This is a genomic window from Ensifer sp. D2-11 (assembly GCF_054161295.1).
Genome location: NZ_CP096433.1, coordinates 3,134,321 through 3,150,273 on the forward strand (window position 1 = coordinate 3,134,321; position 15,953 = coordinate 3,150,273).

General features: G+C 62.8%; 11 protein-coding genes. 6 read left to right on the forward strand and 5 right to left on the reverse strand.

Annotation, left to right across the window (positions count from 1 at the left end; all coding sequences use genetic code 11):
* Positions 1-21: 21 nt before the first annotated feature.
* Together M1D34_RS15055 and M1D34_RS15060 are read left to right on the forward strand one after the other, a co-directional pair.
* Positions 22-1,104, forward strand: coding sequence for an ABC transporter ATP-binding protein (locus M1D34_RS15055; protein WP_498779715.1), 1,083 nt, complete (start codon positions 22-24; stop codon positions 1,102-1,104).
* Positions 1,101-1,742, forward strand: coding sequence for a glutathione S-transferase family protein (locus M1D34_RS15060; protein ID WP_498779716.1), 642 nt, complete (start codon positions 1,101-1,103; stop codon positions 1,740-1,742). The genes M1D34_RS15055 and M1D34_RS15060 overlap by 4 nt, the downstream gene beginning before the upstream one ends.
* Positions 1,743-1,761: 19 nt before the next feature.
* On the opposite strand, the gene M1D34_RS15065 is transcribed toward M1D34_RS15060, so the two are convergent.
* Positions 1,762-2,646 carry an SMP-30/gluconolactonase/LRE family protein gene (locus M1D34_RS15065; RefSeq protein ID WP_498779717.1) on the reverse strand — a complete coding sequence of 295 codons (885 nt, stop codon included), beginning with the start codon at positions 2,644-2,646 and terminating at the stop codon, positions 1,762-1,764.
* 274 nt (positions 2,647-2,920) lie between these two features.
* On the reverse strand, positions 2,921-3,643 hold the full coding sequence (locus M1D34_RS15070) for a FadR/GntR family transcriptional regulator (RefSeq protein ID WP_003532493.1): 723 nt from the start codon (positions 3,641-3,643) through the stop codon (positions 2,921-2,923).
* A 77-nt stretch (positions 3,644-3,720) separates the two neighbouring features.
* Between M1D34_RS15070 and araD the strand changes: the two genes are divergently transcribed.
* The 3 genes from araD to M1D34_RS15085 all read left to right on the forward strand — a co-directional run bounded on the left by araD (position 3,721) and on the right by M1D34_RS15085 (position 8,895).
* Positions 3,721-5,445 (forward strand): L-arabinonate dehydratase, encoded by a 1,725-nt coding sequence (gene araD, locus M1D34_RS15075; RefSeq protein WP_010968358.1) that lies wholly within the window; start codon positions 3,721-3,723, stop codon positions 5,443-5,445.
* Positions 5,446-5,508: 63 nt separating this feature from the next.
* The gene (locus M1D34_RS15080; protein ID WP_003532495.1) at positions 5,509-6,294 is read left to right on the forward strand and encodes an NAD-dependent epimerase/dehydratase family protein; all 786 of its coding nucleotides are present in this window, start codon (positions 5,509-5,511) and stop codon (positions 6,292-6,294) included.
* Positions 6,295-6,441: 147 nt separating this feature from the next.
* Positions 6,442-8,895: a phosphoketolase family protein gene (locus tag M1D34_RS15085; protein ID WP_498779720.1), complete on the forward strand. Its 2,454-nt coding sequence runs from the start codon at positions 6,442-6,444 to the stop codon at positions 8,893-8,895.
* A 111-nt stretch (positions 8,896-9,006) separates the two neighbouring features.
* On the opposite strand, the gene M1D34_RS15090 is transcribed toward M1D34_RS15085, so the two are convergent.
* Positions 9,007-10,791, reverse strand: a complete 1,785-nt coding sequence (locus M1D34_RS15090; RefSeq protein ID WP_153318866.1) for a trimethylamine N-oxide permease — start codon at positions 10,789-10,791, stop codon at positions 9,007-9,009.
* A gap of 234 nt (positions 10,792-11,025) precedes the next feature.
* On the opposite strand from M1D34_RS15090, the gene M1D34_RS15095 reads away from it, so the two are divergent.
* Entirely contained in the window at positions 11,026-13,395 is a 2,370-nt protein-coding gene (locus M1D34_RS15095; RefSeq protein ID WP_498779722.1) for a trimethylamine N-oxide demethylase, read from the forward strand.
* A gap of 96 nt (positions 13,396-13,491) precedes the next feature.
* Here the strand turns inward: M1D34_RS15095 and M1D34_RS15100 are convergent, their stop codons facing one another.
* Both M1D34_RS15100 and M1D34_RS15105 read right to left on the reverse strand, forming a co-directional pair.
* A complete protein-coding gene (locus M1D34_RS15100; protein WP_498779723.1) occupies positions 13,492-14,829 on the reverse strand; it encodes a trimethylamine monooxygenase in 1,338 nt (445 codons plus the stop codon).
* Positions 14,830-14,896: 67 nt separating this feature from the next.
* Complete coding sequence (locus tag M1D34_RS15105) at positions 14,897-15,937, reverse strand: heme-dependent oxidative N-demethylase family protein (protein WP_153318868.1); 1,041 nt, start codon at positions 15,935-15,937, stop codon at positions 14,897-14,899.
* Between the last annotated feature and the right edge of the window lie 16 nt (positions 15,938-15,953).

Here is a 15,953-nt window from a genome sequence, read left to right on the forward strand (position 1 = left end):
GCCGCAGGGAGGGACTTTGACATGGCGACGAGCGTCGTTCTTCAGAAGGTCGAGAAGCGCTACGGCGCGCTCGACGTGATCCACGGCATCGACCTGACCATAGACCCCGGCGAGTTCGCCGTCTTCGTGGGTCCGTCCGGTTGCGGCAAGTCGACGCTGCTCAGAATGATCGCCGGACTGGAGGAGATTTCCGGCGGCACGCTGATGCTCGACAGCGACCGGATGAACGAAGTGGCACCCGCCAGACGCGGCATTGCTATGGTGTTCCAGTCCTATGCGCTCTATCCGCACATGTCGGTCTACAAGAATCTCGCTTTCGGCCTCGAAACGGCCGGCTTCAAGAAGGCCGAAATCGAGCCGAAGGTGCGCCGGGCGGCCGAGATCCTGCAGATCGAAAAGCTGCTCGACCGCAAGCCGAAGGCGCTCTCCGGCGGTCAGCGGCAGCGCGTGGCGATCGGCCGCGCGATCGTGCGCGAGCCGCGCATCTTCCTCTTCGACGAGCCGCTTTCCAACCTCGACGCCGAACTCCGCGTGCAGATGCGCGTGGAGATCTCAAGGCTTCATCGGGACCTCGGCAACACCATGATCTATGTGACGCACGATCAGGTGGAGGCCATGACCATGGCCGACAAGATCGTCGTCCTGAATTCCGGCCGGATCGAGCAGGTGGGCGCACCGCTCGATCTCTACAACAATCCCGTCAACCGTTTCGTCGCCGGCTTCATCGGCAGCCCCAAGATGAATTTTCTCAAGGCGCGGATCGCGGACGTCACCGGAAGCGAAACGGCGATCGAGGTCTGCGGCGGAACGATCCGCCTTCCCCGCCGCCTGAACGGTGCGACACAGGGGCAGGACGTCACGTTCGGCATCCGGCCGGAGCATCTTTCCGCGCGCGAGGGCGGTATCAAGCTCGCTACCGTCAATGTCGAGATCGTCGAGAATCTCGGCGGCGAAACCATGCTCTACGGGATCACGCCGGATCGCCAGCAGCTGACCGTCGCGCTGGAGGGGCAGCAGAAGGTCGAGCGCGGCTCCAATCTCGCCGTCCACTTCGACCCGTCGCGCTGCCATGTCTTCGGCGCCGACGGCAGGGCCATGCGATGAAACTGTTCTACAGCCGCAATCCCAATCCGCGTCTTGCCGTCGCGGTGGCACGCCATCTCGGGGCCGAGGTCGAGTTCGAGTTCGCCTCGCCCTTCGCGCCGGGGCAGGCGGAACGGTTTCGGCCGCTCAACCCGAACCTTTCGCTGCCGATACTCGTGGAGGCCGGAAAAAGCCTTTGGGAGGCCGACGCGATCGCCTGCCGGCTTTCACGCGCGATGCAATCGGATTTCTGGCGCATCGGCGACGACGAACCCGACATGGTCCGATGGATCAGCTGGGGCAAGGAAAACTTCGTACGAGCTTGCGACATGGTGCAGTTCGAGCGCGGCACGAAGCAGCGCTATGGGCTCGGCCCGATCGACCAGCAGCTGATCGAGGAGGGGCTGAGGATGTTCCGTACGGCAGCGGCGATACTCGATATGGAGCTTTCCGGGCGGAACTGGCTGGTCGGAGGCGCCGTGTCCCATGCGGATTTCCGAATGGCGACCTTTCTGCCCTTCAACGATGCCGCCGGGCTGCCGCTTGGCGATTATCCCAACATCTGCCGCTGGAATGACCGGCTCGAGGAGATCGATGCCTGGTGCGATCCCTTCAGGGGACTGGATGCGCCCGAACTGCCGCCTGTCCCGGAGCGCTGATCGGACCGCAGACGCAGCCTCAAATCCAACGATCGTCGAAGCGGTGGACGGCCACACCCGCCACGGGGCTTCTTGCGACAAAAATGCCGCCGGAGCGGTTTTCCTTGCCGATGCCCGCGGGCCGCAGCGACGTGACGAGAAGCGTCTTCAAGTCCGGTCCGGCGAAGCAGGGCATGGTCGGCGCCGGCACCGGAAAGCGGTGCGTCCCGACAAGGCGGCCTTCGGGCGAGAAGCGATTGACGATGCCCGCCGACACGCCGGCGCTCCAGTAATGGGCTTCCGCGTCGGTGGCGGCTCCGTCCGGCCGGCCGCTCGCCTCGTCCAGGCTTGCCAGCCGCCTGCGCCCGGAAAGCGCGCCCGTTGCGGGATCGAACTGCCAGCGGTCGATCCAGGCCCCGCGCGAATCCGAGTGAAACAGAAGGGAACCGTCGCCGCTCCAGGCGAGGCCGTTGGAGCAGACCACGCCTTCCACCTTGCGTTCCACCGCGCCCTCGGGCGAGACGCGGTAGAGCGACGCGACGGGGCGGCGGTCGGGCACATCGTGCATCGTCCCCACCCAGAAGGCGCCGTCCGGTCCCACCTTGCCGTCGTTGAGACGCGTATCCGCAATGTCCGGCTCGATCGCGGCGATTTCCCTGGTGACCGCGCCGGCGTCGGGATCGAACAGAACCACGCGATCGCGCTGCGCCAGCACGAGGCGTCCGGAGCGCGCAAGGCCGGTGCTGCAGGCGCCGCCCTCGACGGTCCATTCGACGTGGCCGGCGCCTGAAAGATCGACGCGATGAAGGGCGCTGCGGCCGATATCGACGAAGAACAGGCAGTTCCGGCGCTCATCGAAAACCGGGCTTTCGGCGACGTCGCAGCGCGACTCCAGAAGACACTCAAATGTTAAATCGAAAGACATGTTTCACACCATGGGCCCGGGCCGCTGCCAGGAGAAATGCGTACAGAGGCGCTTAAAGTCCATATTTGAATTCGTTGCCGCAGGTGTTTGCTCTATCATTGCTCTTGCCCTCGCTCAACTTGTAAAATAAAAATACAAGAAACCGGCCGGGAGATTTGCATGAAGACGCCCCTTGAAACCGCGATTCTGAAGGCCTGCCGCTCCGCGCGGTGCGCCGCGGCAGCGTGAGCCGGGCTATCGGCGAGCGCTTGAAGTGGATCGGAGCATGACCGGATCAGAGATCGCCATGGGAGCCGGTGATACGGGCGCGCGATTCCGTCAGATGGTAGCGCATGTAAAGGCGGGCGAGGTCCCGGTTCTGGCCCGAAATGGCAGAGTAGATCTTGCGGTGTTCTTCGAGGACACGGCGGCGGCGATCATCGGAGCCCTGCCGCGTCAGGCCGAGCGCCATGCGCATCGAGCCGCTGAGAATGTCACGCAGTTCTTCCAGAAGCCGCGGGAAAAGCTCGTTTCCCGCGGCTTCTGCCACGGCGTGGTGAAAGGCGAAATCCTCTTCCCAACCGGTTTCGCCGCGCGCGAAGGCGCCTTCCAGCGCCGCCAGCGCCTCGCCGATCTGATTGAGCTGAGCCTTTGTCCGGCGCATCGCGGCAAGCCCCGCGCATTCCGTCTCCAGCGCGAGCCGGGGCTCGAAAGCCCTCAGATAGCTCGCGATCTCGGCCGAAGCGGCGAGACTGGTGAGCTTGTCGGACGGGCGCGATTTCACGAAGGTGCCGATACCCTGGCGCGAAACCACCAGGCCGTCGGCCTGCAGCCGCATCAGCGCCTCCCGCACGACCGGACGGGAAACCTGAAAGTCGCGGCAGATATGCGCTTCGGACGGCAGCTTCGCCCCCTCGGCCATCTGGCCGCTGGCGATCTGCTCGAGAATTTGCCCGTAGAGAACATCGGCAAGCCGCTCCCGCCGCGCCGGTTTCAGTTTCAACGTTACGTCGTTCAAGGGTCTGCCTTCACCTGTCATTTTTCTGTACAGGCGCAATCTAGCCGACCCGCCCGCAAATGCAAAGGAGCGTGCCGATGACCAGGCGCAAGAAGCCGGAGGAATTTCGAAGCTTTCGCTGGTTCGGCGTCAAGGACCTGCGCGCCTTCGGTCACAGGTCCCGCCTCTATCAGATGGGCTACGACCATGCGGAACTCGCAAACAAGCCCGTCATCGCGATCATCAATACCTGGAGCGACATCAATCCGTGCCACGCACATCTCAGGGCTCGGGCAGAGGAGGTCAAGCGCGGCGTCTGGCAGGCGGGCGGCTTTCCGATCGAGCTGCCGGCCATGTCGCTTGCCGAGACCTATGTGAAGCCAACGACGATGCTCTACCGCAATTTCCTGGCCATGGAGGTGGAGGAGCTCATTCGCTCGCATCCGGTCGACGGCGTCGTCCTGCTTGCCGGCTGCGACAAGACCACGCCGGGAACGATCATGGGAGCGATCCAGGTCGACCTGCCGACGATCTTCGTGCCGGCCGGGCCGATGCTGCGCGGCAATTATCGCGGCCGGATGCTGGGTTCGGGATCGGACGTCTGGAAATACTGGGCGGAAAAGGAAGCCGGCCGCGTCACCGAGAACGAATGGAGCGAAATGGAGCGCGGAATCGCCCGCTCCTTCGGCACCTGCATGACCATGGGCACGGCCTCGACCATGACGGCGCTTGCCGACACGCTGGGGCTTTCGCTGCCCGGCGCCTCCGCCATCCCCGCGGCGGATGCCGGTCATGCGCGCATGGCCGCGCTTTCCGGCGCGCGCATCGTCGAGATGGTCTTCGAGGATCTGAAGCCGTCCGACATTCTGACGGCGAAGGCATTCGAGAATGCGCTCGCGGTGCACATGGCGATGGCCGGCTCGACCAATGCGATGATCCATCTTATCGCGATCGCGCGCCGTTGCGGCGTTCCTCTGACGCTCGATGATTTCGATCGCGTATCGGCCGAAGTCCCTGTTCTCTGCAACATCCGGCCGACCGGTGAATTCCTGATGGAGGACTTCTACTATGCCGGCGGCCTGATCGCGCTCTGGAAACAATTGAAGCCGCTCCTGCATACCGGGGAACGCAATGTGATCGGCACGATCGGCGGCGCCCTCGATGAGGCGGAGGTCCATCTGCCGGAGGTGATCCGCCCGCTCGACAGGCCGGTGGCCGCGCGCGGCGGCACGGCCATTCTCAAAGGCAACCTTGCGCCGCAGGGCTGCGTCATGAAACCAGCGGCGGCCGACCCTGCCCTGCTCCAACACCGCGGTCCGGCGCTCGTCTTCGACGATTACGACGCTATGATGAAAGCGGTGAACGACGATGATCTCGACGTCACAGCCGACACGGTGATGATCCTGCGCAATGCCGGGCCGGTCGGCGGACCGGGCATGCCGGAATGGGGCATGCTGCCGATCCCGAGGAAGCTCCTCAAAGAAGGCGTGCGCGACATGGTGCGCATTTCCGACGCCCGCATGAGCGGCACCAGCTACGGCGCCTGCATCCTCCACGTAGCACCGGAGGCCTATGTCGGCGGCCCGCTGGCAGCGGTCCGCAACGGCGACATCATCGCGCTCGACGTTGCCCGCCGCACGATCACGCTCGAGGTCGATCAGGCGGAGATCGAGCGCCGGCTCGCCGAATGGAGGCCGCCGGAGCGCGACTATTCGAGGGGCTATCTGAAGATGCATGCGGAGCATATCCAGCAGGCGCCGGAAGGCTGCGACTTCACCTTCCTGCAATCGCCCCATAAGCTGCCCGAACCCGAGATTCATTGATCCCGACGACGACTGGTCATTAGACCCGAAATCATCGCGATCCGTGCCAAGCAGGTTGTACGCATGACGACGCGACTATTGATAACCGGGGCCGCGGGCGGCCTCGGCCGCTATGCCCGCGAGGGGCTGAAGGGCTGCGCCGATGTTTTGCGCCTTTCGGATGTCGCCACGCTTTCTCCCGCCGGAGAGGGCGAGGAGATCGTGCGATGCGACCTCGCCGAGCGCGAGGCGGTCGACCAACTCGTGCGCGGTTGCGATGCGATCCTGCATCTCGGTGCGATCTCGGTGGAGTCAGACTTCGACGCTCTTCTTCAGGCCAACATTCTCGGCACCTACAATCTCTACGAGGCGGCGCGAAAAGCCGGCGTGAACCGCATCCTCTTTGCGAGCACCAACCATGTGACCGGCTTCCATCCCATCGGCGAGACGCTCGACCACCTGTCGCCGCGGCGGCCGGACAGCCTTTACGGCGTCAGCAAGTGCTTCGGCGAGGACCTTTCCCGGCTCTATTTCGACAAATACGGCATGGAAACCGCCTGCCTCAGGATCGGCAGCTGCTTCGCCGAACCCACCAACCGGCGCATGCTCTCCACCTGGCTGAGCCCGCGTGATTTCCTGGCGCTTGTGCGCCGGCTTCTCGATGCCCCAAAAATCGGCCATCTGGTGCTCTACGGCGTCTCCGCCAACCGCGACGTCTGGTGGTCTAACGGGCATGCGGACTTCCTCGGCTGGCGCCCGCAGGACAGCAGCGAGCCTTACCGGCACGAGATTGAGAAGCGTGAGGAGGAGCCTTCGGACGGCGTGCGCTATCAGGGCGGGCGTCATGCGGCGGCGAAGTTGCCGGGTTGAGGCGACCGGCTCCGCAAGACCACGGTTTTCCGTCCCTGCCGCTACGCTCGGCATTGCCCTGGCGCCGCACCGCCATAGATTCTGCAGCGGCAGCTTCGGCGGCTCGTTGCACCGTCGCTATCCGAGCTCTCGCTTCAGGAGGAATACATGACTTCCCCCAGGACGGCACGTGACGTTTCCAGCCAAGAGCCTTTATCCGCCGGTCCGCTGTCTGCAGATGAACTTCAGCGGATGGACGCCTACTGGCGGGCGTCGAACTATCTCTCCGTCGGCCAGATCTACCTCCTCGACAACCCGCTTCTCAGCGAGCCGCTGAAGCGGGAGCACATCAAACCGCGGCTTCTCGGCCATTGGGGTACGTCGCCCGGCCTGAACATGCTCTATGTGCACCTGAACCGGGTGATCAAGCGCGACGATCTGGAGATGATGTATGTCATCGGCCCCGGGCATGGCGGGCCCTCGCTTGTCGCCCACGCCTATCTGGAGGGCACCTATAGCGAGGTCTATCCGGATATCAGCCAGGACGCCGAAGGCCTGCGGAAGCTGTTCAAGCAGTTCAGCTTCCCCGGCGGCATCCCGAGCCATGTCGCGCCGGAAACGCCGGGCAGCATTCACGAGGGCGGCGAGCTCGGCTATGCGTTGAGCCATGCCTACGGTGCCGCCTTCGACAATCCGGAGCTGATCGTCGCCTGCGTGGTGGGCGACGGGGAAGCCGAAACGGGCCCGCTCGCGACCGGCTGGCACGGCAACAAGTTCCTGAATCCGGCGCGCGACGGCTGCGTCCTGCCCATCCTGCACCTCAATGGATACAAGATCGCCAATCCCTGCTTTCTCGCACGCATTCCCAGAGAGGAGCTGCAGAAGTTCTTCGAGGGCATGGGCTATGCGCCGCTTTTCGTCGAGGGTCATGATCCCGCAGACGTGCATCAGCAGCTGGCGGCCGCGCTCGATACCGCGCTCGCGGATATCAGGCGCATTCAGACCGACGCCCGGGTCAACGGCAATCTGAAACGCCCTGCATGGCCCATGATCGTCTTCCGCACACCCAAGGGCTGGACCTGCCCGGCCGAGATCGACGGCAAGAAATGCGAGGATTACTGGCGATCGCATCAGGTTCCGATGGGAGACATGGACAAGCCGGAGCATATCCGCATCCTCGAAGGCTGGATGAAGAGCTATCGGCCGGAGGAGCTCTTCGACGGTGACGGGCGGCTGACGGCGGAACTGGCGGCGCTTGCCCCACCGGGACGCCGCCGGATGAGCGACAATCCGCATGCCAATGGCGGGCTGTTGCTGCGCGACCTGAAGATGCCCGACTTCCGCGATTATGCGGTTGCGGTTCAGAGCCCCGGAGCGGCCACGGCCGAGTCGGCCCGCGTGATGGGCAGCTATCTGCGCGACGTGATGAAGCTCAACCTGAAGTCCGGGAACTTCCGCCTGTTCAGTCCGGACGAAAACAACTCGAACCGCTGGCAGGACGTGCTCGAGGTCACGGATCGCTGTTTCATGGCGGACATCTATCCGGAAGACGACCACTTGTCGCCCGACGGACGGCTTATGGAGGTCCTGAGCGAGTATCAATGCCAGGGCTGGCTCGAAGGTTATCTCCTGACCGGACGCCACGGCTTCTTTTCCTGCTACGAAGCCTTCATTCACATCATCGATTCGATGTTCAACCAGCACGCCAAATGGCTGAAGGTCTGCAACGAGATCCCGTGGCGGCGCCCGATCGCTTCCCTGAACTATTTCCTGAGCTCGCATGTCTGGCGCCAGGACCATAACGGCTTCAGCCATCAGGACCCCGGCTTCATCGATCACGTGGTCAACAAGAAGGCGGACATCATCCGCGTCTATCTGCCGCCGGACGCCAATACGCTGCTGTCGGTGACGGACCATTGCCTGAGGAGCCGCAACTACATCAACGTCGTCGTCGCCGGCAAACAGCCGTCGCCGCAATGGCTGACCATGGACCAGGCGGTGAAGCATTGCACCGAGGGCCTCGGCATCTGGGAATGGGCAAGCAACGACAAAGGCTGCGAGCCGGATGTGGTCATGGCATGTTGCGGCGATGTTCCGACGCTGGAGACGCTCGCCGCGGTGCAATTGCTGCGCGAACACCTGCCGGAATTGAAGGTGCGGGTGATCAACGTCGTCAATCTGATGAAGCTGCAGCCATCGGGAGAGCACCCGCACGGCCTGCCGGACCGCGACTTCGACGCCCTGTTCACCAAGGACAAGCCGATCATCTTCGCCTTTCATGGCTATCCCTGGCTGATCCACCGCCTCACCTATCGCCGAACGAACCATGCCAATCTGCATGTCCGCGGCTACAAGGAAGAGGGGACGACGACGACGCCCTTCGACATGGTGGTGCTCAACCATCTGGACCGGTTCCATCTGGTCGAGGACGTCATCGACCGGCTGCCGCAACTCGGCGCCCGCGCGGCCTATTTCAAGCAGGCGATCCACGAGCGGCTGATCGACCACAGGCACCATATCGAGAAATACGGCGAGGACATGCCGGCGATCAGCGGCTGGAAATGGGGCGCCGGCAGCGCCGGCAAGGCACAGGGAACATCGACCGAAGGCGACAATGTCTGAGAGGACGCACTTCCGCGACCGGACATACCATCACAAAAGGCCCGCCGAAGCGGGCCTTTTTCTGTGTTTCGATCGCAGGGTCTGATGCAGAACGTGCCACTGCCCCCGAGTTCAGGCCGGCAGCTGGAAGAACCAGTTGGCAAACAGCACGATGGCGAGGCCTCCGCCGAGCGCCAGATAGGGTAACATGCCCGCCTTCCTGACGCCGAGGTTCTGCCCGGAGAGGCCGAGATCCTCCATGGCTTCGAGCGGGAACCTGCCGCGATCCTGAAAGTAGTGGCGATAGGCGAAGACCGGCAGGATGAGCGCGGCGAAGATGAAGCCGACCCACAACGCATTGGAGTAGCCCCAGACCTTGGCGCCGGCGCCCAGGAAGAGCGCGTTCACGAAGGCCAGCACAGTGTTCAGGCCGATCAGCCAGGTCGGCGCCTTCCAGGGCCGCTCGATATGGCCGGAGTCGATACGGTGGATCCAGCCGGAGTTGAGGTTCAGGAAGTTGAAGATGATGTAGCCGACATTGGAGACGGCGAGCACGAAGAAGTAGCCGCCGACGTCCGAGGCGATGGCAAGCAGGAACAGATTGAAAGCGAAGTCGGTCCACATGGCCCGGGTCGGCGCGCCGTTCTCGTTCACATGGTTGAGATATTTCGGCAGCCAGCCGTCCTTCGAGCCCTGGTAAAGCGTGCGCGAGGAACCGGCCATCGCCGTCATGATGGCGAGGAAGAGCGCGAGAATCATCAGAACGACGAGAAGCTGGGTGACGATACGGCCGGCGCCGATCAGGCCCCCGAGCGCCTCGGCCACACCCGTGCCGTCGATGATGCCGGGCGCCAGCATGCCGGCATGACCAAGCACCCCCTGGAAGGCGAAGGGTACGAGGAAGAAGAACAGGCAGCAGACGAGGCCGGAATAGAAGATCGCCTTGAAGGTGTCGGTCCGCGGGTTCTTCAGTTCGCGCGTATAGCAGACCGCCGTCTCGAACCCGTAAGTCGACCAGGCGGCGATATAGAGGCCGCCGAGAAAGAGCGTCCAGCCGCCATTGCTCCAGGTGCCGTCCTCGCCGGAATAGGCGGCCGTCGGTGGCACGAGGCCGGTGACGTTGGAGGCAACGATATGGCCGCTGACGATCGGATAGATGCCGATGATCAGCAAGGGAATGAGGACGAGCATAGCGAGCCACTTCTGAACGCTGGCGGTCCCGGCGATGCCGCGATGCTGGATCGCGAAGATGATCAGCATCAGGATGCCGCCGATCAGGAATGTGGCGTTGATATTGGCCGTGGCGAGGAAGGGTATGCTGAAGCTGACCAGCGACCAGTTGCGGATCATGGGCGTCAGCGCCGCTACGCCGTCGGCTGCGAGAACCGCCTTGACGGCATCTTCCGGCGGGGTGCCGGCATGGGCCGCGATATACTCGGCGACACGGGGGCTATCGGCGGTGACGGAGGCGGCATGGGCGCCGATCCAGTCGAGCACCGCCTGCGAATCCGCCGCCGGAATCGGGAAGAGGGCATTGAGGATATAGCCCGCGGCGATCACGCAGCCGAGCGAGAGCACCGGCGACCAGGCGAACCAATTGCACCAGACGGAAAGCGGCGCGATGAGTTTCGAATAGCGCAGCCATGCGGTCGCTCCATAGATCGAGGCGCCGCCGGACTTGTTGGCGAACATCCCGGCGATTTCCGCATAGGTGAAGGATTGCAGGAAGCCCATGATCATCGAAATGATCCAGACCGCGAAGGCCAGCTTGCCGGTCGTGCCGGCAATGCCGCCGATGGAGAAGAGCACGAGTGGCGGCACGCCAGCTGCCACCCAGAAAGCGCCCTTCCAGTCGAGCGCGCGTATAAGCTTCCCCTCGGTGCCGGCAGCAATGCCGGCGTTCACCACATCTGTCATCGCTGAATTCCCCTTTTATTTGTTCCGGACGTGTTCTTCGATACGTCTCCCTGAACGTGCCTCCCACGGCAGCCGGCCCGATGTCTTGGTGCCCCATTTATGCATTGAATTCAGATCCGGCCGTTTATGCATAGTGAAGAAAGTTTCTTCATAGTCAATATATCTCCTTTACTTCAGCTCGGTATTTTGCCAGCATGATCCGGGCAGGGGCCAACATTCGGCCGCGAGGGTGCTATGGAAAATCGCCGTCCTGGGATACTTGGGGGGAGGCCCGTTTCGGCGAGCATCATCCGCTATCCGGGCATTCCGGCGCTGCCGAAGGACACTGAACGATACCGATGCAAGGGTGGCGGCTCGCTGGTCGTACGCGTCGAAGCGGGAGACCTGGTGACGGTCACCGATGCGGAGGGCGGCCAGGCATGCGAGCTTTCCTTCGTTGACGAAAGCGGCCGCTTCCAGGCGGCAGGCCTCGGCGCGGCGTTCACCAATGCCGCCGAGGGCCTCAAGACCATTCTCTCCCGCGAAGAAGCGGGCACGCTGCGCATTCGAAGCGCGCTTCGGCGCCGCGGTGCGGATCTGGCCACGGCCGGCGCGCTCCGCATCTTCGGGGAACGGTCCACGCCGGGCAACAGGGTCGAATTCACGATCGCGCTGAAGGGGCTGCTGATCGTTGCCGCACCCGCAGAGGCGATGTCGCCCGAGGCACAGGACACGGCAACGCCCATCGAAGTCAGGGTCCGCCGCAGCAGGGTGGTCCGCGACTATTCCTCCGCCTTGCCGGAGCCGCTTGCCGATCCGATCGAAGACATCCGCATCAAGGCTGCAACCGCTTCGGCGTATTTCGTGCGGGCCGGAGAATTCATACAGATCATCGACGTCTATGGCCGCCAGTGCACGGACTTTCAGGCCTTTGCCGCCCGCAAGGTCGACAAGGGCCTCGACCTGGCTCTCGACTCAACCGTCACCCGTACCCTGCTCGGGCGCAGCTACCCGGCGCCGGGCCTGCCCTCCAAGGCTTTCGATCGCGATTTCGAGCCGCTGGTGGAGATCGTGCAGGACACGGTTGGCCGTCACGACGCTTTCGCCACCGCCTGCAATTCGCGCTATTACGATGACATGGGCTATCCCGGCCACGTCAACTGTACCGACAATTTCAACGCGGCGCTTGCGCCTTATGGCATTCCCGGCCGCAAGGGCTGGGAGGCGCTCAACTATTTCTACAACACCGATATCGACCACAACAATCAGCTCTATCTCGATGAGCCCTGGTCGCGTCCGGGCGACTACGTGCTGATGCGGGCCCTGACCGACCTCGTCTGCGTCTCCTCCTCCTGCCCCGACGATATCGACGCGGCAAACGGCTGGGATCCGACCGACATCCACGTCCGGACCTTTTCCGGAAAAGAGCAATTCTCACGAGCGGTAGCCTATCGCATGACACCAGATGCCGATCCCGAACTGACGCGTGAAACCGCCTTTCACCCCCGTTTCTCGGCGCTGACGCGAGACTACGCTGAATATCGCGGCTATTGGCTGCCGAACCGGTTTTCGTCGGCGGGGCCAGTCGAGGAATACTGGGCCTGCCGGGAAAGGGCGGCAGTGATCGATCTCTCGCCGTTGCGCAAGTTCGAGGTCACCGGTCCGGATGCCGAGGAATTGCTGCAATACTGCCTGACGCGCGACGTGCGCAAGCTTTCTACCGGGCAGGTCGTCTACTCCGCGATGTGCTACGAGCATGGCGGGATGATCGACGACGGCACCCTTTTCCGTCTCGGCGACAAGAACTTCCGCTGGATCGGCGGGGACGATTACAGCGGCATCTGGCTGCGCGAGCAGACGGAGAAGAAAGGCTTCAAGGCCTGGGTGCGCTCCTCGACCGATCAGATGCACAATATTGCCGTTCAGGGCCCGAAGAGCCGCGACATCCTCAAGGAGATCGTCTGGACGGCACCGCGTCAGCCCACGATCGGCGAGCTCGAATGGTTCCGCTTCGCGGTCGGTCGCATCGGAGGCTTCGAGGGCGCGCCCATCGTCGTCTCGCGCACCGGCTATACCGGCGAGCTCGGCTACGAGATATTCTGTCACCCAAAAGACGCCCTGACCGTTTTCGACGCGGTCTGGCGGGCCGGCGAGCCGCATGGGCTGAAGCCGATGGGGCTGGAAGCGCTCGACATGGTCCGCATCGAGGCGGGACTGATCTTCGCTCATTACGACTTCGACGATCAGACCGACCCGTTCGAGGCCGGTATCGGCTTCACGGTGCCACTGAAGTCCAAGCATGACGATTTCATCGGCCGCGAAGCGCTGATCCGCCGCAAGGAAAACCCGCGCCACTTGATGGTCGGCCTCGACATACAGGCGAACGAGGCGGTCGGCCACGGCGACTGCGTGCATGTCGGACGCGCGCAGATCGGCGTCATCACCAGTGCCACCCACTCACCGGTCCTCGGCAAGACGATCGCGCTTGCCCGGATCGACGTTACGCATGCGACGGTCGGCACGCAGGTGGAGATCGGCAAGCTCGACGGCCAGCAGAAGCGCCTGCCCGCAATCGTCGTGCCGCTGTCGCACTACGATCCGCAGAAGAAGCGGCCGCGCTCCTGAACCGATTTGGGAAATCCTCTCTACGCCTTGCCGGCCGCGCAAGTGGAATTTAGCCCCTCCCACAGGTGGGAAGGGCATGCGCCGAGCCGAAGATCGTCAAGCGCGCAGATATTCCTCCAGGGAGTCGTCGAGCGCTTCCACCCAAGGCGTGTGATGCTTGGGCGACATATTGCCCGTCATCAGCGAACGATAGGCATTGTCGCGAAAACCCATGATGTTTTCCGCCTTGTGGTGCTCCCACTTCATGAAGGTCCGGTTGACCCCTTCGATATCGAAGCTCGGATAATCGGTTTCGGCCAGTAGCTCCTTCACATAGTCGCCCTGATACCAGATCATCTCCTCGGCATGCTCGAGCGTTTCCTCGCGGGCGCGCCACATGTCGAAATTGGCCTTCAGTTCCTCTTCCGGCGGCAGCGCGATGCGGCCCATCATGACGTCGCGCGCCCACCAGGCCTGCACGTCGAACATGTTGAAGGTATAAAACTGATCCTGCATACCGATGTAGAAAAGCTGCGGATTCTTGTCGAAGACCACGCCCTTGTAGAGATGGTCGGCCCAAAGGCGGTTGGCGGTCTTGAGCCTGAGTTCATCCGGCAGAAACGGAAAATGGTGCTGGTAGCCGGTGCACAGGATCAGCGCGTCCACTTCCTTCGTCGAGCCGTCCGCGAAATGAGCCGTCTTGTTTTCGAGCTTCGTCAGCAGCGGCCGTTCCTCGAAATTTTCCGGCCAGTTGAAGCCCATCGGCTTTGAGCGGTAGCTCGTCGTTACCGATTTCGCCCCATACTTCCAGCATTGCGAACCGATATCCTCGGCCGAGTAGCTCCGGCCGACGATGAGAACGTCCTTACCCTTGAATTCCAGCGCATCGCGGAAATCGTGGGCGTGCAGAACGCGGCCGTTGAAGGTTTTCACGCCTTCGAAATAGGGAACGTGCGGTGTCGAGAAGTGGCCGCTCGCAACGACGACGTAGTCGAATTCCTCGTCATACATGCGGTCTTCGAGGCGGTTATGAGCGATAACCGTGAATTTCTTCGTCTCTTCGTCGAAGTGCACCATGCGCACCGGCGTATTGAAACGCACCCAGTCGCGCACATTCGCCTTCTCCACACGGCCCTTGATATAATCCCACAGCACCGCGCGCGGCGGGTAGGAGGCGATCGGCTTGCCGAAGTGCTCCTCGAAGGTGTAGTCCGCGAATTCCAGGCATTCCTTCGGACCGTTCGACCAGAGGTAGCGATACATGCTGCCATGCACCGGCTCTCCATATTCGTCCAGCCCGGTGCGCCAGGTATAGTTCCACAGCCCTCCCCAATCGGACTGCTTTTCATAGCAGACGATCTCCGGAATCTCGGCACCCTTCTGGGCGGCCGACTGGAAGGCCCGCAACTGGGCGAGGCCCGATGGACCGGCACCGATGACGGCAACTCTTGTCATGACGCATTCCCCTTTTGCTTTTGTGAAGTTGCAATTGCATGCAGTCGTCTTGGCGCTGGAAACGGCGTCAATCCGGGAATGTGCCGGGACTGGTCGGCGCGCCGTCGTCGAATTTCGTAAGCCAGTCGATCGTCGTCTGGCGATAGCGCGTCAAGCCCTTGTAATCGATGAGCTCGGGCGGCAGCGTGCTGAGCACGCGCGGAAAGCGGCGTGCCCATTTGGGGACCGTCACGAGCTCGTTCATATTCATCAGATAGCAGCGGATGACGAAGAGGATGGCGTTCGAGCGCGGCAGGCGCCACAGGCTCTGCACCTCGACGCGCAGATGCACCTTCTCGCCGACGTTTTCCGGTGTGACCGTCGCGCGGTCGGGTCCCCATTTATGATAGTTTTCCGGGCTGGTATCGAGGCGCGGATTGATCGTCATCGTCCAGTTGAAACGGCGCGTAGGCTTGCCCTGCTGCAGGTTCAGGAGGAATTTCAGCGCGCGGTCGAAGACGCCCATCTGATGGGCGAGCGGCACCGGGCCGTGCCATTCCATGAAGTTCATGCCGATGTCGAAATCGAGCGACCAGTCGGCCTGGGTCGTGACCATGCCGGCATCCATCCAGAGATTGCCGTCGCGCTGGTCTACGATGCAGAAATCCCCCTGCGCCTGGCGGGTGATGTATTCGAGCGGTTCATAGGGCAGCGTCGAGCGATCGCCGAAGGTGAAGGTGTCGTCGATGCCGAGCGGCCGGTTGATCCAGCGCCATTGATCGCCGTTCCTGATGAGCGTGAAATGTTCGGGGAAGCCGGCGGCCTGCTCCTCCATCAGAAGTTCAAGCGTATCCCATTGGGCCGTCATCATATGGGGCAACGCCTGGTAGCGCAGCGGATCCTCTTTCAGAACCAGGGCCCGATCGTGCATCTCGGCGACGTAGTGCTCATCGACGTCGATCAGGCTTTCGAAGGCAGTGCCCTTCTGCCCCTTCACATGCGGTTCCATGTTGACCGCGTACATGTATTCGTCGCGGTCGAAGGGAAACGGAAAGCGCCGGATGTTTTCCGGACTGTTGCGATAGCTGAAATCGTCCCGGAACGTTTCCTGCTTGAAGGCGATTGCCATGCCCGTTCTCCTCCTG

Coding starts and splice junctions, on each gene's coding strand:
- M1D34_RS15055 (WP_498779715.1), top strand. CDS start 22: ATGGCGACGAGCGTCGTTCTTCAGAAGGTCGAGAAGCGCTACGGCGCG.
- M1D34_RS15060 (WP_498779716.1), top strand. CDS start 1,101: ATGAAACTGTTCTACAGCCGCAATCCCAATCCGCGTCTTGCCGTCGCG.
- M1D34_RS15065 (WP_498779717.1), bottom strand. CDS start 2,646: ATGTCTTTCGATTTAACATTTGAGTGTCTTCTGGAGTCGCGCTGCGAC.
- araD (WP_010968358.1), top strand. CDS start 3,721: ATGACCAGGCGCAAGAAGCCGGAGGAATTTCGAAGCTTTCGCTGGTTC.
- M1D34_RS15080 (WP_003532495.1), top strand. CDS start 5,509: ATGACGACGCGACTATTGATAACCGGGGCCGCGGGCGGCCTCGGCCGC.
- M1D34_RS15085 (WP_498779720.1), top strand. CDS start 6,442: ATGACTTCCCCCAGGACGGCACGTGACGTTTCCAGCCAAGAGCCTTTA.
- M1D34_RS15090 (WP_153318866.1), bottom strand. CDS start 10,791: ATGACAGATGTGGTGAACGCCGGCATTGCTGCCGGCACCGAGGGGAAG.
- M1D34_RS15095 (WP_498779722.1), top strand. CDS start 11,026: ATGGAAAATCGCCGTCCTGGGATACTTGGGGGGAGGCCCGTTTCGGCG.
- M1D34_RS15100 (WP_498779723.1), bottom strand. CDS start 14,829: ATGACAAGAGTTGCCGTCATCGGTGCCGGTCCATCGGGCCTCGCCCAG.
- M1D34_RS15105 (WP_153318868.1), bottom strand. CDS start 15,937: ATGGCAATCGCCTTCAAGCAGGAAACGTTCCGGGACGATTTCAGCTAT.